This is a genomic window from Psychroflexus aurantiacus (assembly GCF_010820555.1).
Classification (GTDB): Bacteria; Bacteroidota; Bacteroidia; order Flavobacteriales; family Flavobacteriaceae; genus Psychroflexus; species Psychroflexus aurantiacus.
In genome coordinates this window covers 318,831-341,997 of record NZ_JAAIKD010000003.1, presented here as the reverse complement: position 1 = coordinate 341,997, position 23,167 = coordinate 318,831, and the positions used below count along the sequence as shown (strand labels likewise).

At 41.3% G+C, this 23,167-nt stretch carries 26 protein-coding genes; 19 read left to right on the top strand and 7 right to left on the bottom strand.

The window, feature by feature from the left end; translation table 11 throughout:
• Positions 1–43 precede the first annotated feature (43 nt).
• The 4 genes from G3567_RS06985 (at position 44) to ctlX (ending at position 3,260) form a co-directional block, all read left to right on the top strand.
• The gene (locus G3567_RS06985; protein WP_164004610.1) at positions 44–472 is read left to right on the top strand and encodes an organic hydroperoxide resistance protein; all 429 of its coding nucleotides are present in this window, start codon (positions 44–46) and stop codon (positions 470–472) included.
• Between the two features lie 79 nt (positions 473–551).
• Entirely contained in the window at positions 552–1,235 is a 684-nt protein-coding gene (locus G3567_RS06980; protein WP_164004609.1) for a peptidoglycan DD-metalloendopeptidase family protein, read from the top strand.
• A gap of 55 nt (positions 1,236–1,290) precedes the next feature.
• Complete coding sequence (locus G3567_RS06975; RefSeq protein WP_164004608.1) at positions 1,291–2,202, top strand: dimethylarginine dimethylaminohydrolase family protein; 912 nt, start codon at positions 1,291–1,293, stop codon at positions 2,200–2,202.
• A gap of 122 nt (positions 2,203–2,324) precedes the next feature.
• The gene (gene ctlX, locus G3567_RS06970; protein WP_164004607.1) at positions 2,325–3,260 is read left to right on the top strand and encodes a citrulline utilization hydrolase CtlX; all 936 of its coding nucleotides are present in this window, start codon (positions 2,325–2,327) and stop codon (positions 3,258–3,260) included.
• Positions 3,261–3,310: 50 nt separating this feature from the next.
• On the opposite strand, the gene recQ is transcribed toward ctlX, so the two are convergent.
• Positions 3,311–5,494: a DNA helicase RecQ gene (gene recQ, locus G3567_RS06965; protein WP_164004606.1), complete on the bottom strand. Its 2,184-nt coding sequence runs from the start codon at positions 5,492–5,494 to the stop codon at positions 3,311–3,313.
• Positions 5,495–5,583: 89 nt separating this feature from the next.
• Here recQ and G3567_RS06960 point away from each other — a divergent pair, with 89 nt between their 5' ends.
• From G3567_RS06960 to lptB, 5 genes are read left to right on the top strand one after another with little or no spacing between them, the layout of a single operon-like run.
• Positions 5,584–6,546, top strand: coding sequence for a KpsF/GutQ family sugar-phosphate isomerase (locus G3567_RS06960; RefSeq protein ID WP_164004605.1), 963 nt, complete (start codon positions 5,584–5,586; stop codon positions 6,544–6,546).
• 1 nt (position 6,547) lies between these two features.
• Complete coding sequence (gene tatC / locus G3567_RS06955) at positions 6,548–7,390, top strand: twin-arginine translocase subunit TatC (RefSeq protein ID WP_164004604.1); 843 nt, start codon at positions 6,548–6,550, stop codon at positions 7,388–7,390.
• 2 nt (positions 7,391–7,392) lie between these two features.
• Complete coding sequence (locus tag G3567_RS06950; RefSeq protein WP_164004603.1) at positions 7,393–7,752, top strand: carboxymuconolactone decarboxylase family protein; 360 nt, start codon at positions 7,393–7,395, stop codon at positions 7,750–7,752.
• Positions 7,753–7,767: 15 nt separating this feature from the next.
• Positions 7,768–8,430, top strand: a complete 663-nt coding sequence (locus G3567_RS06945; protein WP_164004602.1) for a hypothetical protein — start codon at positions 7,768–7,770, stop codon at positions 8,428–8,430.
• The gene (gene lptB, locus G3567_RS06940) at positions 8,431–9,183 is read left to right on the top strand and encodes an LPS export ABC transporter ATP-binding protein (protein WP_164004601.1); all 753 of its coding nucleotides are present in this window, start codon (positions 8,431–8,433) and stop codon (positions 9,181–9,183) included.
• Between the two features lie 3 nt (positions 9,184–9,186).
• On the opposite strand, the gene G3567_RS06935 is transcribed toward lptB, so the two are convergent.
• The 5 genes from G3567_RS06935 to tgt form a co-directional block, all read right to left on the bottom strand.
• Complete coding sequence (locus G3567_RS06935; protein ID WP_164004731.1) at positions 9,187–10,371, bottom strand: asparagine synthetase B; 1,185 nt, start codon at positions 10,369–10,371, stop codon at positions 9,187–9,189.
• 81 nt (positions 10,372–10,452) lie between these two features.
• Positions 10,453–11,997, bottom strand: coding sequence for a replicative DNA helicase (gene dnaB, locus G3567_RS06930; RefSeq protein ID WP_164004600.1), 1,545 nt, complete (start codon positions 11,995–11,997; stop codon positions 10,453–10,455).
• A gap of 165 nt (positions 11,998–12,162) precedes the next feature.
• Complete coding sequence (locus G3567_RS06925) at positions 12,163–13,116, bottom strand: acetyl-CoA carboxylase carboxyltransferase subunit alpha (RefSeq protein ID WP_164004599.1); 954 nt, start codon at positions 13,114–13,116, stop codon at positions 12,163–12,165.
• 310 nt (positions 13,117–13,426) lie between these two features.
• On the bottom strand, positions 13,427–14,503 hold the full coding sequence (locus G3567_RS06920; RefSeq protein WP_164004598.1) for an LptF/LptG family permease: 1,077 nt from the start codon (positions 14,501–14,503) through the stop codon (positions 13,427–13,429).
• Between the two features lie 10 nt (positions 14,504–14,513).
• Positions 14,514–15,644 (bottom strand): tRNA guanosine(34) transglycosylase Tgt, encoded by a 1,131-nt coding sequence (gene tgt / locus G3567_RS06915; protein ID WP_164004597.1) that lies wholly within the window; start codon positions 15,642–15,644, stop codon positions 14,514–14,516.
• A gap of 144 nt (positions 15,645–15,788) precedes the next feature.
• On the opposite strand from tgt, the gene G3567_RS06910 reads away from it, so the two are divergent.
• The gene (locus tag G3567_RS06910) at positions 15,789–16,634 is read left to right on the top strand and encodes a transketolase (protein ID WP_164004596.1); all 846 of its coding nucleotides are present in this window, start codon (positions 15,789–15,791) and stop codon (positions 16,632–16,634) included.
• Positions 16,635–16,774: 140 nt separating this feature from the next.
• Entirely contained in the window at positions 16,775–17,731 is a 957-nt protein-coding gene (locus G3567_RS06905; RefSeq protein ID WP_164004595.1) for a transketolase family protein, read from the top strand.
• Between the two features lie 116 nt (positions 17,732–17,847).
• Here G3567_RS06905 and G3567_RS06900 read toward each other — a convergent pair whose 3' ends face one another.
• Complete coding sequence (locus G3567_RS06900) at positions 17,848–18,276, bottom strand: BLUF domain-containing protein (RefSeq protein ID WP_164004594.1); 429 nt, start codon at positions 18,274–18,276, stop codon at positions 17,848–17,850.
• A gap of 146 nt (positions 18,277–18,422) precedes the next feature.
• Here G3567_RS06900 and G3567_RS06895 point away from each other — a divergent pair, with 146 nt between their 5' ends.
• From G3567_RS06895 to G3567_RS06860, 8 genes are all read left to right on the top strand, one after another.
• Entirely contained in the window at positions 18,423–19,193 is a 771-nt protein-coding gene (locus G3567_RS06895) for a 3'-5' exonuclease (RefSeq protein WP_164004593.1), read from the top strand.
• A gap of 11 nt (positions 19,194–19,204) precedes the next feature.
• Entirely contained in the window at positions 19,205–19,819 is a 615-nt protein-coding gene (locus G3567_RS06890; protein WP_164004592.1) for a fumarylacetoacetate hydrolase family protein, read from the top strand.
• 3 nt (positions 19,820–19,822) lie between these two features.
• Positions 19,823–21,070 (top strand): competence/damage-inducible protein A, encoded by a 1,248-nt coding sequence (locus tag G3567_RS06885; protein WP_164004591.1) that lies wholly within the window; start codon positions 19,823–19,825, stop codon positions 21,068–21,070.
• 84 nt (positions 21,071–21,154) lie between these two features.
• Entirely contained in the window at positions 21,155–21,394 is a 240-nt protein-coding gene (rpmB, locus tag G3567_RS06880) for a 50S ribosomal protein L28 (protein ID WP_093367471.1), read from the top strand.
• Between the two features lie 22 nt (positions 21,395–21,416).
• On the top strand, positions 21,417–21,599 hold the full coding sequence (gene rpmG / locus G3567_RS06875; protein WP_164004590.1) for a 50S ribosomal protein L33: 183 nt from the start codon (positions 21,417–21,419) through the stop codon (positions 21,597–21,599).
• A gap of 3 nt (positions 21,600–21,602) precedes the next feature.
• Positions 21,603–21,755 (top strand): DUF4295 domain-containing protein, encoded by a 153-nt coding sequence (locus G3567_RS06870; protein ID WP_164004589.1) that lies wholly within the window; start codon positions 21,603–21,605, stop codon positions 21,753–21,755.
• A 116-nt stretch (positions 21,756–21,871) separates the two neighbouring features.
• Positions 21,872–22,831: a signal recognition particle-docking protein FtsY gene (gene ftsY / locus G3567_RS06865; protein WP_164004588.1), complete on the top strand. Its 960-nt coding sequence runs from the start codon at positions 21,872–21,874 to the stop codon at positions 22,829–22,831.
• 3 nt (positions 22,832–22,834) lie between these two features.
• A complete protein-coding gene (locus G3567_RS06860; protein WP_164004587.1) occupies positions 22,835–23,137 on the top strand; it encodes a hypothetical protein in 303 nt (100 codons plus the stop codon).
• The last annotated feature ends 30 nt before the right edge of the window (positions 23,138–23,167 follow it).

Sequence of the window (23,167 nt, the reverse complement as noted above, 5' to 3'; positions counted from 1 at the left end):
TCCCTGTACTTAGTATATTCGATTGAACTTAAAATAAATACCGATGAAAACACTATATACTGCTAAAGCAACGACTACAGGTGGTCGAAAAGGTCACGTCAAAACAGAAGACGGACCCATTGATATGCCACTAAGCATGCCTAAAGGTCTTGGTGGAGACGGTGGAGACGGCGTAAATCCGGAGCAGCTCTTTGGATCGGCATATTCTGCCTGTTTTGGAGGTGCACTGAATTTAGTGGCCCAGAATCACAAGGTTGACCTTGGAGATTATAGCGTTACAGCGCACATCAGTATCCACAAAGAAGAGGATGGAAATCTTCTGCTTTCAGCGGTGTTAGATTCTTATATGCCAGGCGTAAGTGATATTGAAACCGCTGAAACCCTGGTAAATGAAGCTCATGAAATCTGTCCGTTTTCCAGAGCAACCCGCGATAATATAGACGTCACACTCAATGTGTTGAGAGACGAATAATACATACGCAATTCAAATTATTCAGGAACCCCAATGCAAGTTGGGGTTTTGTTAGTTAAAATCACAAAGCTTTAGGTTTATGCTGAATTTGATACAGGAGCACGTCAGGCCCTCCTTTTTTTCCATACTTGGTCCGGATTATACCGAAGCGGATTATGTTTCCCTAGACCTTTCAGATCGAAAAACGGAAGAACTGCATATCGATTTGTCCACTGAATTTGCTCTGCAGGATTATCTGGCTGAGTATTTAAAATCCAAAGGCGCTAAAGCTGCTTTTGGCGGCTATCTCGAAAAAAGGAGTCTTTACGACAGAAGTTCGTACTTTGGAGAAAGTTCACGCGCACATAAAAGAAATATCCATCTTGGTATGGATGTATGGGTAGGCGCAGGAACTTCCGTTTACAGTCCATTACCTGGAAGAATTCACAGCCAAAAGGATAATCTGAATTTTGGAGATTACGGACCAACGATTATTCTGGAACACGATATAGCCGACCGGAAACTCTATTCTCTATATGGTCATCTTTCCAGAGAGTCGTTAGGCATTCACAAGATTGGAGAGGAGATTTCAACGCAATACCCCATCGGATATTTGGGTACAAATGAAGTCAATGGCAATTATGCTCCTCATTTGCATTTTCAGCTTATTCTGGATATTGGCGATAATGTTGGAGATTATCCCGGTGTTTCCTCCGCAGCGACTTTAGAATTTTACAGAAGCAACTGCCCGGATCCAAACCTTTTGCTACATTTTAAATCTTAAAATTCAACATTAGTTAAAGGTTTTGATTTTGAGTATATTTGCAAAAAAAAAAGACTTGAAACTGCATATTACCAACGAAACTTCTAAGTTGAAATCAGTGATTTTAGGCGTTGCCAATTCCAATGGGCCAGAGCCTAAACTGGAAGATGCTTACGATCCGAAATCCATAAAGCATATCAAAGAAGGAACCTATCCTGAGGAAGCCGATATGATTCAGGAAATGGAGCAGGTTGCTGTTATTTTAAAAAAACATGGGGTCGAGGTCCTGAGGCCCAGAATTATTGAAAATTACAATCAGATCTTCTCCAGGGATATTGGGTTTGTAATAGAAGATAAATTTATACGTGCCAACATCTTACCCGATAGAGAAAAAGAAATCAAGGCTATTGATTTTGTTTTAGAGAGCATCCCAGCAGACCAAAAGATTAAACTCCCTGACAACTGTCATGTTGAAGGTGGGGATGTCATGCCGCATGGCGACTATATTCTGGTTGGAACTTACAGAGGGGAAGATTATGCAGATTATATCACAGCGAGAACCAATAGGCAGGCGGTTGAAGAGCTGCAGCGTTTATTCCCGCATAAAATCGTGAAATCCTTCAACCTCAGAAAATCCAATACAGATCCCAAAGCTAACGCTCTGCATCTGGATTGCTGTTTTCAGCCGGTAGGAGACAAGTACGCCATTATCCATAGAAATGGATTCCTGGAAGAAGAGGAATACAACTGGCTTGTGAATCTTTACGGTCAGGACAATGTCCTGGAAATCGATGCTCAGGAAATGTTCGATATGAATTCTAATATTTTTTCTATTTCTGAAACGGTAGTCATTTCCGACGACTATTTTACACGTCTGAATGCATGGCTGAGGTCCAAGGGAATTCAGGTGGAAACGGTCAATTATCGGGAAATCGCAAAACAGGAAGGTTTATTGAGGTGTTCAACCTTACCTCTAAGAAGAGCATAAATGAAGCCGGCAGGACTGAAAATTCTCCTGACATCTAAGGATAGGTTCGGTTATGAAAACTAACATTTGCCAGGCTGCAGCATTCAGTCAGCTGCGAACATTAAAAAATTAAAACGAAACTCATGAAACAGATTACAGATACTTTGGTGATGATTCGCCCGGTCAACTTCAGAATGAATGAAGAGACGGCTGTGAATAACTATTTCCAAAAAACGACAGAAGACCTTCAGGAAACGGTTAATGCAAAAGCTCAGGCAGAATTTGACGCTTTTGCCGATAAACTCAAAGCAGTAGGGGTTAACCTGATCTTGATAGACGATATTGCGAGCCAGGATACACCAGACTCTATTTTTCCCAACAACTGGGTGTCTTTTCATGAAAACGGCGATGTGGCTTTGTTTCCGATGTATGCCAAAAACAGACGTGTAGAACGCCGCGAAGATATTTTTGAAAAAATTGAAGCAGAAGGGCGATTCATCAGAAATTTTGTGGATTACACTTCAGCAGAATTAGAAAACGTATTCCTGGAAGGAACCGGCAGCCTGATTTTGGATAGACAAAACAGAAAAGCTTACTGCGCCTTATCACCCCGGGCAGATGAAGATTTACTCATAGAGTTTTGCGAGGATTTTGAATATACGCCTGTTATTTTTAATGCTTACCAAAGTCACGAAGGACAGCGCTTACCTATTTATCACACTAATGTCATGATGTGCATCGCAGAAGAATTTGCTGTGATTTGCCTGGACAGCATTGATGATAAGAAGGAGCTTAAACTTGTTGCAGACAGTCTTACGCAGGACGGAAAAGAAATCATAAGCATTTCTGAAGAACAGATGAATAATTTTGCTGGGAACATGCTACAGGTGCAGGGAGAAACAGAGAAGTTCCTGGTAATGAGTAAAGCGGCTCATGAGGCTTTGACCGACAGGCAAATTCAATCCATAGAAAAGCACTGTAAAATATTGAGCAGTGATCTCTCAACCATTGAGACGCATGGCGGAGGCAGTGCCAGGTGTATGCTTGCCGAGGTGTTTCTGCCGAAAGCAACTGAATAAAAATATATAAAAAGAAAAAATCCATCGGCCTCAGACCGATGGATTTTTGCTTAATTCGCTTCTTCGCTGATGAATTTTATACGGTAAAGCCGTAACTCTTCTTCCTCGTAATCTCCATCAAACTCGTCTATGGCCTCGTTTATACTATCGGATTGAGCATCCAGAAAGTAGTCGTGAATTTCTTCCTGCTGCTCTTCATCCAAAATATCATCCAGCCAGTAGTTGATATTCAACTTGGTTCCACTGTAAACAATGGCTTCCATTTCTTTTATAAAATCTGGCATTTCTAGACCTTTGCCCTGGGCAATATCCGGAAGGGGAAGTTTCCTGTCCACATTTTGTATGATGTAAAGCTTGTTGGCACTGTTGGCTCCCGTGCTTTTTACCACCAAATCATCAGGTCTTAAAATGTCATTTTCTTCAACATAATTCTGAATCAGAGACACGAATTCCTTTCCGAACTTTTTGGCTTTTCCTTCACCAACGCCATGAATATTAACAAGCTCTTCAGTGCTTATAGGGTATTTTAAGGCCATGTCTTCCAAAGAAGGATCCTGGAAAACGACAAAAGGCGGCACTTCCTTTCTTTTTGCAATTTTCTTGCGTAAATCCTTCAGCATTTTAAGCAGCTTTTTATCGGTTCCGCCCGTAGGTTGGGAAGAGGTGCTTGAAGTCGACTGGCTAAAATCATTATCTTCTGTCATCATGAACGACTCCGGATTTTTTAGAAATTCTTCGCCTTTAGGAAGAATTTTAACAACCCCGTAGGACTCCAGTTCTTTTTTGAGCATACCTGAAATAATAACCTGTCTCAGTAAAGCTGTCCAGTAACTCGCGGGTTTGTCTTTTCCAATGCCAAAAATATCCAGATTTTCAATCTTATTGGATTTAATAAGGACATTGGTCTTTCCGGTGAGGGTATGAACGATTTCCTTAGACTTGAAAAGCTGCCCGGTCTCTTTTACTGCCCTGAGAATAAGCTGAACGTCTTCTTTGGCTTCTTTTTTGGTTTTGGGATAACGTACATTGTCATCCATATCGCCGCCTTCACCTGTGAGGTTGTCAAATTCTTCTCCAAAATAATGGAGAATATACTTTCGTCTGGAAATAGAACTTTCTGCAAAAGCTACCACATCCTGAAGAAGCGCATGACCAATTTCCTGTTCGGCAATGGGCTTGCCACTCATGAATTTTTCAAGCTTTTCAATGTCTTTATGATTGTAGTAGGCAATACAATGCCCTTCGCCGCCATCCCTGCCTGCTCTTCCAGTCTCCTGGTAATAGCTTTCAATACTTTTGGGAATATCGTTGTGGATGACAAAGCGAACATCGGGTTTATCAATTCCCATCCCGAAGGCAATGGTGGCTACAACCACATCGATATCCTCCATTAGAAACATGTCCTGGTGTTTGCTTCTCGTTTTAGCATCGAGACCGGCATGGTAAGGAACAGCCTTTATGCCATTCACCTGCAGTGTCTGAGAAAGCTGTTCCACACGCTTCCTGCTCAAGCAGTAAATGATACCGCTTTTACCGGAATTCTTCTTGACAAACTTTATGATATCAGAATCTACATCGTCTGTTTTTGGTCTGATCTCGTAATATAAATTAGGCCGGTTAAAAGAAGCCTTGAAGGTATTTGCATTAGGGATTCTCAAATTTTTGAGAATGTCTTCCTGTACTTTTGGCGTAGCGGTGGCGGTGAGTCCAATGATGGGGATATCGTCGCCGATACGCTCGATAATGTTTTTTAGATTTCTGTACTCAGGCCTGAAATCATGTCCCCATTCAGAAATACAATGGGCTTCATCTATGGCTAAAAACGAAATTTTTTCATCCTTTAGAAAGTCGATGTATTCGGTTTTAGTAAGGGATTCTGGTGCGACGTAAAGCAGTTTTGTAATCCCTTTGGAGATGTCTTCTTTGACTTGCCTGACCTGGGTTTTATTCAGGGAGGAGTTCAGAACATGGGCTACACCTTCGTACTCTGAAATATTCCGTATAGCATCCACTTGATTTTTCATCAGCGCAATAAGCGGAGAGACTACGATTGCAGTTCCATCTTTTATCAAAGCCGGAAGTTGATAACACAATGATTTTCCGCCGCCTGTAGGCATAATGACAAAAGTATCTTCGTTCGCTATAATGCTCTTTATAACGCTTTCCTGAAGTCCTTTGAACTCGCTAAAACCAAAGTATTTTTTTAACTGTTGATGTAAATTGATTTGTTCCAATTGAATTATTACTATTTAGTTTTATTTACCTTTGCAAAATTAAATATACGCAATCTTTGAAGGCACACAATACCTAAATAAACTAATTTATGGAAGATGTAGCAATACAGTCTTACGCTAAGGACATTATCCAGTTAGAATCTAAAGCAATAGCAAACCTTGAGTCTTTGATTGATGCGTCTTTTTCTGATGCTGTAAATGTAATATACAAGTCTAAAGGACGGGTTATTATCACAGGGGTAGGAAAGAGTGCCATTATAGCCACCAAGATTGTGGCAACGCTCAACTCTACCGGCACTCCCGCTGTATACATGCACGCTGCAGACGCCATACATGGTGACCTGGGAACCATCCTGAGAGATGACGTGGTGATTTGTATCTCCAAAAGCGGAAATACACCTGAAATTAAAGTCCTGGCACCGCTCATCAAGAATTTTAAAAATACACTGATTGCTATAACAGGGAATAAAGACTCGTTTCTGGGTCAGCAGGCAGATTTTGTTTTGAATTCTTTTGTAGACAAAGAAGCCTGTCCGCATAATCTGGCTCCAACCACGAGCACGACCGCTCAGCTGGTTATCGGGGATGCTCTGGCAGTCTGCTTGCTAAAATTAAGAGGCTTTTCCAGTGATGATTTTGCAAAATTCCACCCTGGAGGAGCGCTTGGAAAAACGCTTTACTTACGGGTGAGCGATATTACCTCTCAGAACCTGAAGCCTCAGGTAACCTTAAGCACCCCATTGAAAGACGTTATCATTGAAATTTCCAAAAATATGCTGGGGGTAACAGCAGTCTTAGACCAGGACCAGGTGGTGGGGATCATTACCGATGGTGACCTGAGAAGGATGCTGAGTTCTACAGAGGATTTTACCGAACTCAAGGCTGAAGACATCATGTCCAGAAACCCGAAGACTATAGCTAACTCTGCCATGGCCATCGATGCCCTGGAGCGTTTAGAACAAAACGATATTACTCAACTCATTGCTTTAGAATCTGGGAAATATGCCGGGGTTGTTCATCTCCATAATCTGGTAAAAGAAGGCATTATATAATATGGCAAACTCTAAGACTAAGAAGAACCCCAACGACATGTCTTTTTTAGACCATCTTGAAGATTTGAGATGGCATTTGCTGCGGGCAACTTTAGCTATCTTAATAGCAGGTGGGATTGCCTTTGCAATGAAATCCTTCATTTTTGATGTGATTATTTTCGGACCCAAACGCGCCGATTTTTATACCTACGACTTGCTTTGCAGAATCTCTGAGTTTTTTAATATGCAGGAGAGTTTTTGTTTTAATGAACTTCCTTTTAGAATTCAAAGTAGAACTATGGCAGGTCAGTTCAGCGCGCACATCTGGACCTCGGTAACTGCTGGATTTATCATTGCATTTCCCTACGTGATCTATCAATTTTGGGCATTCATAGCCCCGGGATTACAAAGAACCGAAAAGAAATCGGCCAGAGGCTTCATCGTTGTGACCTCCTTTTTATTCTTTCTTGGCGTTCTGTTCGGTTATTATGTCATCACGCCCTTGTCGATCAACTTTTTAGGGAGTTACACCGTAAGTGAAGTTGTTTTTAATGACTTCGACCTAAGCAGTTACATAGGCCTGGTCAGGGCTTCGGTTATTGCCAGCGGACTTATATTTGAATTGCCGGTCATCATTTATTTCCTTACGAAAGTAGGCCTGGTCACTCCTGAATTTTTGAGGACAAACAGAAAATATGCGCTGGTTTTTATATTGATAATTTCAGCATTGATCACTCCGCCCGATATTGCCAGCCAGGTCATTGTGGCTATCCCGGTTTTGGTTTTGTATGAAATAAGTATTTTTATTTCCAAATTTGTAGTGAGAAAACAACGTAAAAAAGAAAAACAAAAAACAAATAAGTAATTATGATAGATCTAGTTGATGAATTTGAGGCCTACAGAGCCAAAATGAATGGAAAAATTTTAAACGAAAACAATAAAGTTCTAAAGCGTATATTTAATCTGGACACCAATTCTTTCACGGAAGGTGCCTTGGATGTTAAAACCAAAGAGCTTCTAGGTCTTGTGTCTTCCCTGGTTTTAAGATGTGATGACTGCGTGAAATATCACCTGGAATCCTCTTACAAGGAAGGACTCACCAGGGCTCAGGTTGTTGAAGCTTTGAGTATTGGCACTCTGGTAGGGGGAACCATTGTAATTCCTCATTTGAGAAGGGCTTTTGAATACTGGGAAGCCCTGGAAAACAAGTTTGGCAAAACGGAATAATTTCAAATTATGTATATGAAACCTCTATATCCCTTATTTGTAAGACTTTTGGCCTATGCCGGTCTCATGTTTTTGATGTCGCTAATCATACAGTTTGATTTTGCTGAAGGTGAAGTAAAAGAAGATTCATTAATTGAAATCACACAGGAAGTCATTTTATTGATTGGCTCTTTGCTGTTGATTGGGTTTAGCTCTAAAGCTAAAGACTTTAGAATTTTCAATCTTACATTGGCGGGAATTTTAGGGATTCATTTTGTGAGAGAATTTGATTTCTGGCTTAATACACAGCTTTTTGACAAAGCCTGGCAAGTCCTTGCTCTGATCATCCTGGTTTTTGTAGTGGTTATGGTTATAAGAAACTGGAAAAAACTGGTTTTAGAAACTGCCTCCATTTCAAAAACCTATGGATTTGCTTTTTTCTTTTCAGGATTTATTATCCTGCATGTTTTTTCCAGACTTTACGGTCGTAAAATCATGTGGATAGATTTGCTTAGAGATACCCACACCAAGTATGTGGTTGAGGAGAATGGCGATAAAATTATACCGCTCAGGGATTTTATGAGACCTGTAAAAGACGCCTCCGAAGAAAGCATTGAACTCTTAGCCTATTCCATTATACTCATCGGTGTGGTTGAGATGATTATCTTTGGCGTAAAATCATCAAGAAAAACAAATTAAATGAGCAATCAAGCAACTTTAAGAGCCGATAATCTGGTTAAATCCTATAAAAGCAAGAAAGTTGTTAAAGGAATCAGTGTTGAGGTTACCCAGGGAGAAATCGTTGGTTTACTCGGACCTAATGGTGCTGGGAAAACCACCTCATTTTATATGATTGTGGGCCTGATCAAACCCAATGCGGGGAATATATATTTGGATGACACCAACATCACCAAATATCCCATGTACAAAAGAGCTCAAAATGGCATAGGTTATCTAGCTCAGGAAGCCTCTATTTTTAGGAAGTTAAGCATCGAAGATAACATCATGAGTGTTCTCGAACTTACCGATTTGAATAAAGATGAACGGGAGGAAAAAATGGAAGCCCTGATCAGTGAGTTTGGCTTGAATCACATTCGTACCAACAGGGGGGATTTGCTTTCCGGAGGGGAAAGACGGCGAACAGAAATTGCACGTGCCCTGGCTACAGATCCAAAATTCATTCTGCTGGATGAGCCTTTTGCAGGTGTAGACCCGGTGGCGGTTGAAGACATTCAAAAAATTGTCGCTCAGCTGAAAAATAAAAACATCGGAATTTTGATCACCGATCATAATGTGCAGGAGACTCTAGCCATCACCGACAGAACCTATCTTATGTTTGAAGGAGGAATCCTCAAACACGGTGAACCCGAAGAGCTGGCCAATGATGAAATGGTAAGAAAGGTGTATTTAGGTCAGAATTTTGAGCTTCGAAAGAAAAAAATATTCAAATAGTTCTTAGGTTTTTTGTTTCTTCTTCTCAGCCGCCGGAAATAGAATGTTATTTAAAATCAGTCTGTAGCCAGGAGATTTCGGATGCAGTTCCAGTTCTGTTTTTGGATCCCCTACGCGATGCTGATAATCCTCCGGATCATGTCCGCCGTAAAAGGTGAAAAAGCCTTTTCCTTTGATACCGTGTATATACCTGGCCTCTTCATTTATCTTATTTTTCCCCATTACCAGCACATTAGACTTGATTTGATTTGGATTGAACGCCGTGGTTTGTCCCATAAAGCCTTTGACTACAGCCGTATGATTTTGACATAACATCGTGGGGATAGGATCCCATTTCGCTGAGTAATCCATCAGCGTGAAATAGTCCTTAGATTTTGGAATGTTCCTTCTCTCGGTCATGTCGATGGAAGAATACTCATACACCATAGGATCTCTTTCCAGAATAAAGTCTGTAAACGCCATGGTTTTGGCATAGTCAATTTTATTCTGGTATCCCGCTTCTGCGGCATCGCCATCAAACATAGGTTCACAAATATCCACGCCATCCGCCGATAAAGCAATATCGAAAGAATCGGTGGCGCTGCACATGGCAAACATAAAACCGCCACCAATCACATAGTCTTTTATTTTTTGGGCTACGGCCAGTTTTTCCCTGGACACTTTATCATAACCCAATGCACTGGCCAGTGCTTCAGCTTCCGCTTTCTCCTCGATATACCAGGGTGCAGATCTGTAGGCTCTGTAGAATTTGCCGTATTGGCCCGTAAAATCTTCATGGTGTAAGTGAAGCCAGTCGTATAACAGCAGCTCGTCATTGAGCACTTCCTTGTCGTAAATCGTTTTGTAAGGAATTTCAGCAAACTTCAGAACCATCGTTACCGCGTCATCCCAGGGTGCATTTCCCTGTGGAGAATAGACTGCGATTTTAGGCGCTTTCTCAAGCAATACAGCTTCCATATTTTGAGAAGGGCTGCTGATGGTTCTCAGGAGGTCTTCTGCTTCCATGTCGGATATGACTTCATAAGAAACCCCTCGGATGGTGCATTCGCGCTGCAGTTCTTCGGAGAACGGAGAAAGAAAGGAACCGCCTCTGTAATTGAGCAGCCACTGGACTTTCTGATCTTTTTCCAAAAGCCAGTAAGAAACTCCGTAAGCTTTAAGGTGGTTGTCCTGAGTTTCAAAATCCATAGGAATTAAAATGAATTTGGCCTGAGTATTCCAGCCAGTCAGAATAATTGCTATCAATAGGATGACTCTCATTTAAAATTTTTAAAAGGGGACTTCATCGTCATTTTCACTGCCAAAGTTTTGATTTGGGGGCGTGGAACCAAAAACTTCCTCAGCATTGGGGAAGGATGGGGAATCTGATTTTCCTGAATTCATACTCGAATTGATTTCAAAAGGCGAATCAAAATTATCCAGGTTTTCAAACTTACCAAGCTGGCCGATAAATTTCAAACGAATATTATCCAGACCTCCGTTCCTGTGTTTAGCGATGATGAATTCGGCCTGACCCTGGGTTGGGGTTTGAGCATCGTCATCCCATTCATCGATATCGTAATATTCCGGTCTATAGATAAAAGATACAATATCCGCATCCTGCTCAATAGCTCCGGATTCTCTAAGGTCACTTAGCAAAGGTCTTTTACTGCCTCCTCGCGTTTCAACTGCTCTGGAGAGCTGAGAAAGGGCCAAGACGGGAATGCTCAATTCTTTGGCCAGTGCTTTTAAGTTTCTGGAAATACTTGAAATTTCCTGCTCCCTATTTCCTCCCTTTTGGGAGCCCCCACCGGTCATCAGCTGCAAATAATCAACCACGATAAGTTTGATGCCATGCTGAGACGACAGACGTCGGGCTTTTGCTCTTAAATCGAAAATGGAGAGCGAGGGGGTATCATCGATAAACAAGGGGGCCTGTTCAAGCGATTTTACCTTCACGTTCAACTGCTCCCATTCGTGAGGCTCGAGGTTACCTGTTCTCAGCTTTTCTGAACTCAATCCGGTTTCAGAAGAAATAAGCCGAGTAATCAATTGTACCGAAGACATCTCAAGCGAAAAGAAGGCGACGGGAATGTTTTGGCCTACAGCAATATTTCTTGCCATAGTTAGGGTAAGTGCAGTTTTACCCATACCCGGACGTGCGGCAATAATGACCAAATCACTTGGCTGCCAGCCCGAAGTTAATTTATCCAGTTCTGTAAAACCAGAGGGGATACCACTTAAGCCTTCCTTGTTGGAAATTTCTTCAATTCGTTTTTTGGCCTGCATGACCAAATTTTGAGCGGTTTCTGAAGACCGCTTTATATTACCCTGAGTAACTTCGTATAGTTTGGATTCCGCATGGTCTAATAGATCGAACACGTCGGTGCCTTCATCGTAAGATTCTTCTATAATTTCGCTTGAAATTTTGATCAGACAGCGTTGAATGTATTTCTGAAGAACAATACGTGAATGGTATTCGATATGAGCAGAGGAGGAGACCTTTTGTGTTAACTGAATCAGATAGTACTCACCTCCAGAGGCTTGAAGTTTTTTGGATTTCTTTAATTCTGTGGAAACCGTTAATAAGTCAATGGGATCGCCTTTTTCGAAAAGTAAAATAATGGCTTCATAAATGTTTTTATGCGCCTCTTTGTAGAAGACCTCGGGGTGTAGGATGTCGATAACTTCGTCGACACCTTTTTTGTCAATCATCATCGCTCCTAATATAACCTCTTCAAGATCAATAGCTTGAGGGGGTATTTTTCCTTTTTGAAGGCTGATCACATCGCCTTTAGATGCATTTTTGAATGATGATTGAGTCGCGTTTTCCATATTACGAATGTAAAGAAAAGCTTATGAAATTCGAGAAAAATATTGCAGCTTAACACTGATGGTTTTCCACAAGCCTCTGTGGATAACTTAAAAAAAATGTGGATAACCCAAAAAAACCAGATAAGTCTTATCTGGTTTTCTGAGTTAAATTATAGTTTACGGGACTTAGTCAGAATAAACGCCTATATCTAAATATTTTTGCATTCTTTTTTCGACCAAATCTTCTGGGGATAACTTTTTCAATTCTTCAAATTCAGACAGAATAGACTTCGTAACAATTTCGAAAGCTTTCTCTCGATTGCTATGTGCACCTCCAAGAGGCTCCTTTATAATTTTGTCTATGATTTTCAATTTCTTCATGTCGTTTGCCGTCAGCTTTAAGGCCTCAGCAGCGGTTTTTTTATGCTCCCAGCTTCTCCATAGTATAGAGGAACAGGATTCTGGAGAAATCACAGAATACCAGGTGTTTTCCAGCATCATGACCGTGTCTCCAACAGCTATTCCCAAGGCTCCGCCACTGGCTCCCTCACCGATGATAATCACAATGATTGGGACTTTGAGCTGGCTCATTTCCATGATATTTCTTGCAATGGCTTCACCTTGTCCTCTTTCTTCTGCTTCAAGACCTGGAAAGGCTCCGGGCGTGTCAACCAAAGCAACAATGGGAAGGTTGAACTTCTCTGCTTTTTTCATCAGGCGCAAAGCTTTGCGATAGCCTTCGGGATTGGCCATCCCAAAATTTCTGTACTGTCGCGTTTTGGTGTTGTAGCCCTTCTGCTGGCCTATGAACATAAAGCTTTGTTCGTCTACCTTGCCAAGTCCACCTATCATGGCTTTATCATCACCAAAATTACGATCTCCATGCAGCTCCATAAAGGTGCTGCCGCAAATCGCATTGATATAATCTAAGGTATAGGGTCTATTGGGATGTCGGGACAATTGTACGCGCTGCCAGGCATCCAGGTTGGAGTATATTTCCTTTTTTTTGTTATCCAGCTTCTGTTTGATTTGCTGGCAGGTGTCTGTGACATCCACTTCACTATCCAGGCCTATTTCACAAGCTTTGTTATATTGCTCTTGAAGTTCTTTTATCGGTAATTCAAAATCTAAATATTCCATGAATACAATGTATTTCTTTAAAAATCAGTTAGCAAATATATGAAAGATAAATCTGTTTATTTTGATAATCACATCTGTTTGTCAAAAGTTAAAAATCGAATTAAAATATTAGATGTGAGATATCAGAAGTAAGATATTAAATTTTGGAAGTGCGATGTTAGCAGTTAAAAATCTCTAGTCTTCAAGTCCTGGCTTTTGTTTAAAGGATGACCGAACAAGAAATAAAGAATATCGAATAAAGAATATGATTTTTTTTAATTTCCACTCACCACTCACCACTCACCACTCACCACTCACCACTCACCACTCACTAGCGTTTAGCCTTGATCAGCAAATAAATGGCCAGCAGTCCAAATAAGACATTGGAAAACCACACAGCAATCAGCGGTGAAAAGGTTGATTTTTCTGCCAGGGTTCCAAATACTTTGTCCAAAAACACGTAGCCGAAAGCAATGACAATTCCTATCGCTAAGTTCACGCCCATACCACCACGTCTTTTCATCGCTGAAACCGATACGGCAATAATCGTAAGGATAAAAGCGGAGACCGGAACACTCCAGCGTTTGTAAGCCACAATCTGGTAGCTGCTGATGTTGGAAGAACCTCTTCGTTTTTCGGTAGCAATAAACTCTTTCAACTCCGCATAGTTTAAAGTTTCTGCAATGTATTCAACAGGGGTAAGTTCATCAAATTCAAACGGCAAAAGGGTATCCACAGAATTTTTTCTTATCAGAATGTCTTCCCGGTCCTTGATGATTCGTTTTTCATAATTATTGAGGGTATAGGTCGAATCTTCCGGATTGAACTTCAGCCGGGTTGCAGAAATTTTGAATTTCATATCATTGTCTTCAAAATGTTCCAGGGTAAAATTTCTGGCCGTTCGGGTATCGGGTTGAAAGTTTGTGGCGAAGATGAATTCGTTGTCATTGACCTGTCTGTAGACATTTGTAGTCTCCTGAGCTTGTCTTCCTTTTTTGAAATACTGGTATTTGAACTCATTAAACCCCTGACTTGCGTTAGGGACGAGATACATGGTGAAAATTAAGGCTACACCACACACCAGAGTTGCTCCTAGGATATAAGGCCTTAGAAATCGCCAAAACGAAATCCCTGAACTTAAGATGGCTATAATTTCAGTATTGTTTGCCAGTTTGGAGGTGAACCAGATAATAGACAGGAAAAGGAATATGGGGAAAAGCAAATTGGCAAAATAGATGGTGAAATTTCCATAAAAGACCAAGACTTCCTCCAGGGGAACTTCATTTTCCTTGATATCATCGATCTTTTCTGAAAGATTCACGATAATGCCAATAGGAATAAACATCAGTAAAAGCGCAACAAATGTGGCTAAGTATCGCTTCAGTATGTACCAGTCAATTATTTTCAAAAGCTATTTTTTACAGTCTTACCGATAATTTCTTTACCATCACCTCTTTCCAGGCTCTAAAGGTTCCCGCCTGGATTTGTCGTCTTGCTTCTCTTACCAACCAAAGATAAAACCCTAAGTTATGAATCGTTGCAATTTGTTTTCCTAATAATTCTTTTACTGAGAATAAATGCTTGACATAAGCCTTGGTATATTCCGTATCTACCCAGGTATAAGCCGCCGGATCGAGAGCCGAAAAATCGTCCTCCCATTTTTTATTTTTGATGTTGATCGTTCCTTCCGAAGTAAATAACATGCCGTTTCTGGCGTTTCTGGTGGGCATCACACAATCAAACATGTCTACACCCAAGGCGATATTTTCTAAAAGATTGGAGGGTGTGCCAACTCCCATAAGGTATCTGGGTTTGTCTTCAGGTAAAATGTCAGTCACGACTTCGGTCATGGCATACATTTCATCATCGGGTTCTCCAACCGATAATCCGCCAATGGCATTTCCCTCTGCACCGACACTGGCAATATATTCTGCAGATTGCTTCCTCAAATCTGTATAGGTGCTCCCCTGTACAATGGGAAACAGAGTCTGATCGTGACCATATAACGGAGAGGTTTTTTTCATGTGCGTCATACACCGGTCCAGCCAGCGGTGAGTCATATGCATAGATCGCTTGGCATAATTGTAATCGCAGGGATAAGGGGTGCATTCATCGAAAGCCATGATGATGTCTGCTCCAATTTCTCGCTGCACATCTATGGCGCTTTCCGGAGTGAACAGATGCGTGGAGCCGTCTATATGGGATTTAAATTTGACTCCCTGTTCGTTTATTTTTCTATTAGCCGAGAGGGAATACACCTGATAGCCCCCGCTATCGGTAAGGATGTTTCTATCCCAGTTCATGAATTTATGAAGTCCACCTGCTTTTTTTAAAATACTGGTTCCGGGACGCAAGTATAGGTGATAGGTGTTTCCCAGGATAACATCCGGATTTATTTCTTCCTTCAATTCCCTCTGGTGAACCCCTTTTACAGTAGCAATGGTACCTACAGGCATAAAAATAGGCGTTTCTATAACGCCGTGGTCTGTTGTGATTTTCCCTGCCCGTGCTTTGGAATTCGGGTCTTTGCTCAGTAATTCGAATTTCATATGGATTCTAAATAGCCTGCAAAGATACTCAACTCTATCAAAACAAATTCCTAGACTTAAAGATATTAGGATTGATTCTTCTCCAGCTGAGTATCTTATAATAAATCCTTACTTTTGAGGAATTTTAAATTTTTAATTTATCTCATGTCAACAACACAACATTTGCAAGATTTTGTCACACAAGTAAGAAGAGATATTCTTCGACAGGTGCATCAGGTCAATTCTGGCCATCCTGGAGGGTCTTTGGGCTGTGCTGAATTTTTTACGGTTCTTTATCAGGAGGTTATGGAGTACTCCACAGACTTCGATATGGATGGTAAAAACGAAGATTTATTCTTTCTGTCCAACGGTCATATTTCGCCGGTATTTTACAGCGTTCTAGCCAGATCTGGATTTTTCCCGGTAGTAGAACTCAATACCTTTAGAAAAATCGATTCCAGACTTCAGGGTCATCCCACGACGCATGAAGGACTTCCGGGAATCAGAATAGCTTCGGGTTCTTTGGGGCAGGGAATGTCTGTAGCCATTGGTGCTGCACATACCAAAAAAATGAATAAGGACACTCATCTGGTGTATAGTCTTCACGGCGATGGTGAACTTCAGGAAGGGCAAAACTGGGAGGCCATCCTTTACGCCGGTTCCAAAGGGGTAGATAATATTATAGCGACCATCGATTACAATAAAAAGCAAATTGACGGCGCTACAGACGATGTATTACCGCTTGGTGACTTAAAGAAAAAGTTTGAAGCTTTCGACTGGAAAGTTCTGGAGCTTAAGGAAGGGAACGATGTTGAAGCGATCAAGAAAACCCTGGAAGAGGCAAAAGGACTTACCGGTAATAAACAACCTGTCGTCATCCTGATGGATACTGAAATGGGGAATGGCGTCGATTTTATGATGGGAACTCATGCCTGGCATGGTAAAGCGCCTAATGATGAACAACTGGAAACCGCTTTGGCTCAGAACCCGGAAACTTTAGGTGATTATTAAAGCACCCATCTTCCCGATAGTTATCGGGATCCCCAAGGGGAGGAATTCTAATAGTATGATAAAACGAATTATTAATTAAAAAAATAACCCGAAATCCCCCTCTCCCGATAGCTATCAGGAGAGGGGCGAGGGACAGGCTTATGAAAACATATAAAAATACAGGCAGTAAAGATACGAGATCTGGATTTGGAGCGGGCTTAACCGAGCTTGGGAAAACCAATCCGAATGTAGTTGCACTTTGTGCGGATCTTACCGGATCGCTCAAAATGGACGAATTCAAAACTAATCATCCCGAGCGCTTTTTTCAGATAGGAATTGCAGAAGCCAATATGATTGGAATTGCAGCAGGTATGACCATTGGAGGAAAAATTCCGTTTACGGGAACATTCGCCAATTTTTCTACAGGGAGAGTTTACGATCAGATCAGGCAGTCGGTAGCCTATTCAGGAAAAAATGTCAAAATCTGTGCCTCACACGCTGGTTTGACTTTGGGTGAAGATGGTGCCACACACCAAATTCTGGAAGACATAGGAATGATGAAAATGCTGCCGGGAATGACAGTTATCAATACCTGCGATTACAACCAGACCAAAGCAGCTACACTTGCTGTCGCAGAACATCAAGGTCCTGTCTATTTAAGATTTGGGAGACCTAAAGTGGCTAACTTCACGCCTGAAGATCAGAAATTTGAAATCGGAAAAGCGGTAACGCTTACTGAAGGTAATGATGTCACCATCATCGCCACAGGTCATCTGGTCTGGGAAGCTTTAGAAGCGGCTAAGGAACTGGATGAAAAAGGAATTTCGGCTGAGGTGATCAATATCCACACCATCAAACCTTTGGATGAAACGGCTATTTTAAAGTCCGTGAGAAAAACAAAATGTGTGGTCACCGCCGAAGAGCATAATTTTCTGGGAGGTCTTGGCGAAAGCGTTGCCAGAACTTTGAGCCTGAATCATCCGGCGCCACAGGAATTTGTCGCTACGCAGGATACCTTTGGAGAAAGTGGTGAGCCGCTTATGCTCCTCGATAAATACGGATTGAATGCCAAAGCCATCGCAGAAAAAGCGGAAGCGGTTATTTTAAGAAAGGAGTAATTTTGAATAGAAGTGTCTCGTCGAAAAGCTTGTCCCCGGCACTTTGGGCGGCAGTCGAGACCTAAATTATCCTAAACATAATTCACATAAGCCTTTAGATAATCTCTAAAGGCTTTTTAGCTTGAAAGGGTTTTGACAAAATCATACAGGACGGTGAGGACGGGATGATTTTTAAGGTCTTTTCCTTTAAGAAAGATAGCCTCCAGATCCAGGTTTTCCTTGCCTACAATGGCTTTGATCTGCTTGTTTTCCACCTCTTTATAAGCCATAGACCAGTCTTTAAACTGGCGCTCATCCAGGTCCCCGGAATCCAGTAGGATCATTTCCGTATGGCGTTTGTCCTTGCTTATCGATTCATAAACGTTATCAATTTCAGCGGCCGGTCCTTCTATGTACTGAACAAATTTCCCCTGAATGAGCAGCAGTATGCCGGTAATGGCTAACTGTTTATTCTTTTCCCTTACCTCGAACAAAAAGTCTTCAATGCTCTTTCTGGACATGATGCGAGACTGAGAACTCATGTAGGATACAAATTTTAATGACATTCGTTTTGCAATTGATTTGTTCGAAAATACTATATTTTTTGAAATTCCTTGGTATTCAACTTCAACTGCTTTAGATAATACTTCAAATTTTAGTTAATTGAAGATTTCTTTAGCTTCAAATACTAACTTTGTAAAAAATATCTATCATGGAATTAAAGTTGACGCGTCCCATCTGTTTTTTTGATCTTGAAACGACAGGCACCAATATTTCAAAAGACAGAATTGTTGAGATTTCAATTTTAAAAGTTTTTGAAAACAACAATAAAGAAAGCTATACGTGGAAGGTGAATCCCGGAATTCCGATTCCTAAAGAAACCACCGCTATTCACGGCATCAGCGATGAAGACGTGGCTGATGAGCCGAAGTTTGAAGAGCTCGCGCCCAAGATCAATGCGATGATAAAAGGCTGTGATCTGGCTGGGTATAACAGCAACCGCTTTGATATTCCCCTCCTGGCCGAAGAAATGCTGCGTGTAGGCCTTGATTTTGATCTTAAAAAAGTGAATGCCGTGGATGTGCAGACCATTTTTCATAAAAAGGAAAAAAGAACCCTGGAAGCAGCCTATAAATTCTATTGCGACAAGGACCTGACCGATGCGCACAGTGCAGAAGCTGATACCAATGCCACTTACGAAGTTTTAAAATCCCAACTCGATCGCTATCCCGATCTGGAGAACGACACCAAATGGCTTTCTGCGTATAGCGCACACAAGAAATTTGCAGATCTCGCTGGTTTTATCATTCTGAATAAAAAAGATGAAGAGGTTTTTGGGTTTGGCAAATTCAGAGGTAAAAAAGTAGAGGAGGTACTCGAAAAAGAGCCCGGTTACTTTGGCTGGATTCAAAATTCTGATTTTCCACTGTACACCAAAAAAGTCCTGACAGCGATTAAATTGAGAAAATTAGCAACCAAATAAACTGTCTGACTATGAAATTGATCTGCATCGGAAGAAATTATGCCAAACATATTTCTGAATTGCACAGCGAAAAACCTGAACACCCCGTTGTTTTTATGAAACCGGATTCCTCGGTTTTGTTGAAGAATAACCCCTTTATCCTTCCGTCGTTTTCAGAGGATGTTCATCACGAAGTTGAGATTTTGGTCAAAATAAATAAGGTAGGGAAACATATTCAGCCAAAATTTGCGCATAAATACTATGACGATATTGGTCTAGGAATTGATTTTACAGCCAGAGATGTCCAAAATCAGTTGAAAGACAAAGGTCTGCCCTGGGAAAAAGCAAAGGGTTTTGATGGTTCGGCGGTAATTGGAGACCTTTGGTTTCCAAAAACCAAATTTCAGGAGGTCAATGCCATCGCTTTCCGTCTGGAAAAAAACAAGGCAATCGTTCAGGCAGGGTCTACGTCAGAAATGCTTTGGAAAATTGATGAACTGGTAGCCTATGTTTCCCAGTATTTTACATTAAAGATTGGCGATATTATTTTTACGGGGACACCTTCAGGTGTAGGCCGGGTGAAAGAAGGAGATGTTCTGGAAGGCTTTATAGAAGAGTCTTCGTGTTTTTCAATTCAAGTTAAATAAATTATGCAGGCAGAGATAATCACCATAGGCGATGAAATACTCATCGGGCAAATCATCGATACGAATTCCGCTTTTATTGCCAAGCAGCTGAATAAAATCGGGGTAGAGGTGTATCAGATTTCTTCCATTCAGGATGAAAAATTTCATATCCTCAAGGCTTTAAAAGAGGCTTCCGCCCGATCCAGTATTGTCATCATTACGGGAGGACTTGGCCCGACCAAAGATGACATTACCAAGCATACCTTTTGCGAGTATTTCAATGACGAACTGGTGCTGGATGAACAAGTTCTGGCCCACGTTGAAGATATTTTTGCCAAGTATGTGTCCACGCCTATTCTGGAGACGAACAGGTCTCAGGCCTGGATGCCGTCTCAGGCCATACCCCTGCATAACGAATATGGAACTGCCCCGGGAATGTGGTTTGAACATGATGATGTCGTTTACATTTCTATGCCGGGCGTGCCTTATGAAATGAAGGCTATTTTTACGGAACAGGCGCTGCCCAGACTTCAGGACAGGTTTAGAACGCCATACATTATCCATAAAACGGTGCTGACCTATGGTTTAGGCGAGAGCGCAATTGCAGACCGAATCGAAGACTGGGAAAACCAGTTGCCGGCTTTTATCAAACTTGCTTACCTGCCCAGTTTAGGTAGGGTAAGGCTGAGGTTGAGCGCCAGAGGAGAGGATGAAGCAGAATTGAAATCCGGTCTGGATGAAGCTGTGGAAAGTCTCAACAGGATTATTGGTGACATCATTAAAGGTTATGAAGATGAACAGACGCTTGAGGAGCGCATCGCTGAAGCTTTTACCACGAAAGGCAAAACTCTGGTCACTGCCGAAAGCTGTACAGGAGGAAGGCTGGCAGCTAAGTTTACCGAAATTCCGGGAGCCTCAAATTATTTTACAGGTTCTGTGGTAAGTTATGCCACGTCCGCCAAAAATGACGTTTTGCAAATTTCAGAAGAACTGATTCAAAAGCATTCTGTCGTGAGTTCAGAAATCACACAGGCTATGGCAGAACGCGCCAAGGTGATGTTCAAAGCTGATTTTGCCATTGCCACTACCGGGAATGCCGGTCCAACAAAAGGCGATAGCGACGCCGAAATCGGCACTGTATTTATCGCCGTTGCCACCCCGCAGGAGACACAGGTGCACGAATTTCAGTTTGGCAAGCATAGAGAACGCGTGACTCAAAAGGCAGTTAACAAAGCTTTGGAACTGATTTATGAGGCGATTTTAAAAAATTGAAAATCAGTAAAATTTATTTTTTCTAATTCAGAAAAAAGTCGTTAATTTGCATCCTGTTTTTAATAACACCTAAAAGTATATATAATGTCAAGAGTTTGTGAGCTTACTGGAAAAAGAGCATTGTCTGGAAACAACGTTTCCCACGCATTAAATAGAACTAGACGCAAATTTAGCGTTAACCTGGTTAAGAAGAGATTTTATATCCCTGAAGAAGACAAGTGGATCACCCTTAAGGTATCGACTTCTATCTTAAAAACCATCAATAAAAAAGGAATCCACGCCGTTTTGAAAGAAGCTCGTGCTAAAGGATTCTTGACTAAATAAGAGATTATAAAGATTTAAGATTATGGCAAAGAAAGGCAATAGAGTTCAGGTAATAATGGAGTGTACAGAGCACAAAGATTCTGGACTCCCTGGAACTTCAAGATACATTACAACAAAGAACAAAAGAAATACTCCAGATAGACTTGAGCTTAAGAAGTTCAATCCTATCATGAAGAAAATGACTGTTCACAAAGAAATTAAATAAGTTATGGCAAAGAAATCGGTTGGTACAATACAGACAGGAACAAAAAGACTTACCAAAGCTATTAAAATGGTAAAATCACCAAAATCTGGTGCTTATGTTTTTGAAGAAAAAATCATGACTCCAGAGGAGGTCAATGACTTTTTAAAGAGCAAGTAAATTCAAGACTTTATTTTATATGAAGCCGTCGCTAACCATGCGAGGGCTTTTTTGTTTTTGTCTATCTTTGTTCGTCAGGCAATACGTCCGTTTATAATTTTGATACACACAAAAAGATGAGTTTTTTTAAAAAAATATTTTCCAAAGAGAAAAAAGAAAAATTAGACGAGGGTCTCGAAAAATCGAAAACAGACTTTTTTGGAAAACTGAGCAAAGCAGTTGCTGGAAAATCCAAGGTAGACGAAAGTGTTCTGGATGATCTGGAAGAAATTTTAGTCTCCAGTGATGTGGGTGTGACCACAACCATCAAAATAATCGACAGGATCGAAGCCAGGGTGGCCAGAGACAAGTATCTGGGCACCGATGAACTGAATCTTATCCTGCGTGAAGAAATCGCAGGACTGCTTAGCGAATCCGAAAATGGTGAGCTCCAAAGCCTGGAATTGCCAGAAGGCAAGAAGCCTTATGTCATTATGGTGGTTGGAGTGAATGGTGTTGGAAAGACAACGACCATCGGTAAGCTTGCCAAACAATACAAAGCCAAAGGCAAGACCGTAGTTTTGGGTGCTGGAGACACGTTTAGAGCAGCCGCTGTCGATCAGCTGCAAATCTGGGCAGATCGCGTTGGTGTTTCCATCGTGAAACAAAAAATGGGAAGCGATCCTGCTTCTGTAGCTTTTGATACCGTACAAAGCGCCATCAAGCAGGACGCGGATGTCGTGATACTGGATACAGCAGGTCGACTCCACAACAAAGTAAACCTGATGAATGAACTCTCCAAAATAAAACGTGTCATGCAGAAAGTGACTCCCAATGTACCGGATGAAGTGCTTCTGGTTTTGGACGGGTCTACAGGTCAGAATGCTTTCGAACAGGCCAAGCAGTTCACTGCGGCTACGGAAGTGACAGCGCTGGCCATTACCAAACTCGATGGTACAGCCAAAGGCGGTGTGGTTATAGGCATCAGCGATCAGTTCAAAATTCCTGTAAAATATATCGGCGTAGGTGAAGGCGTCGATGATCTTCAGATTTTCAATAAATATGAATTTGTAGATTCATTTTTTTCAAATAAATAAGCAATGACAGCACAAAAACCCAAGCCGTTTACAGCAGATAAAAACAAACTGATCATTACCAAAATAATCGTGATCTATTCAGCCTTTTTTTTGGTATTGAAAATTTCAGCGATTATTCAGGGAGGCTGGGTGGCGGCTAACCTGCTGGTAGCATTGCCTATTGTGCTTTTAGGTCTCTTAGGCGTTTATTTTTTAAAAACCGATACAACCAACTGGATTTATGCAATTGGAAGCATTGTGCTGGTTTCTGCCATGCGGTATTATGAACAGGACCTGACGCTCTGGATTCATAACTTTGTTTCCTAAATCCAAAAACATCTATTTACAGCGCGTCTT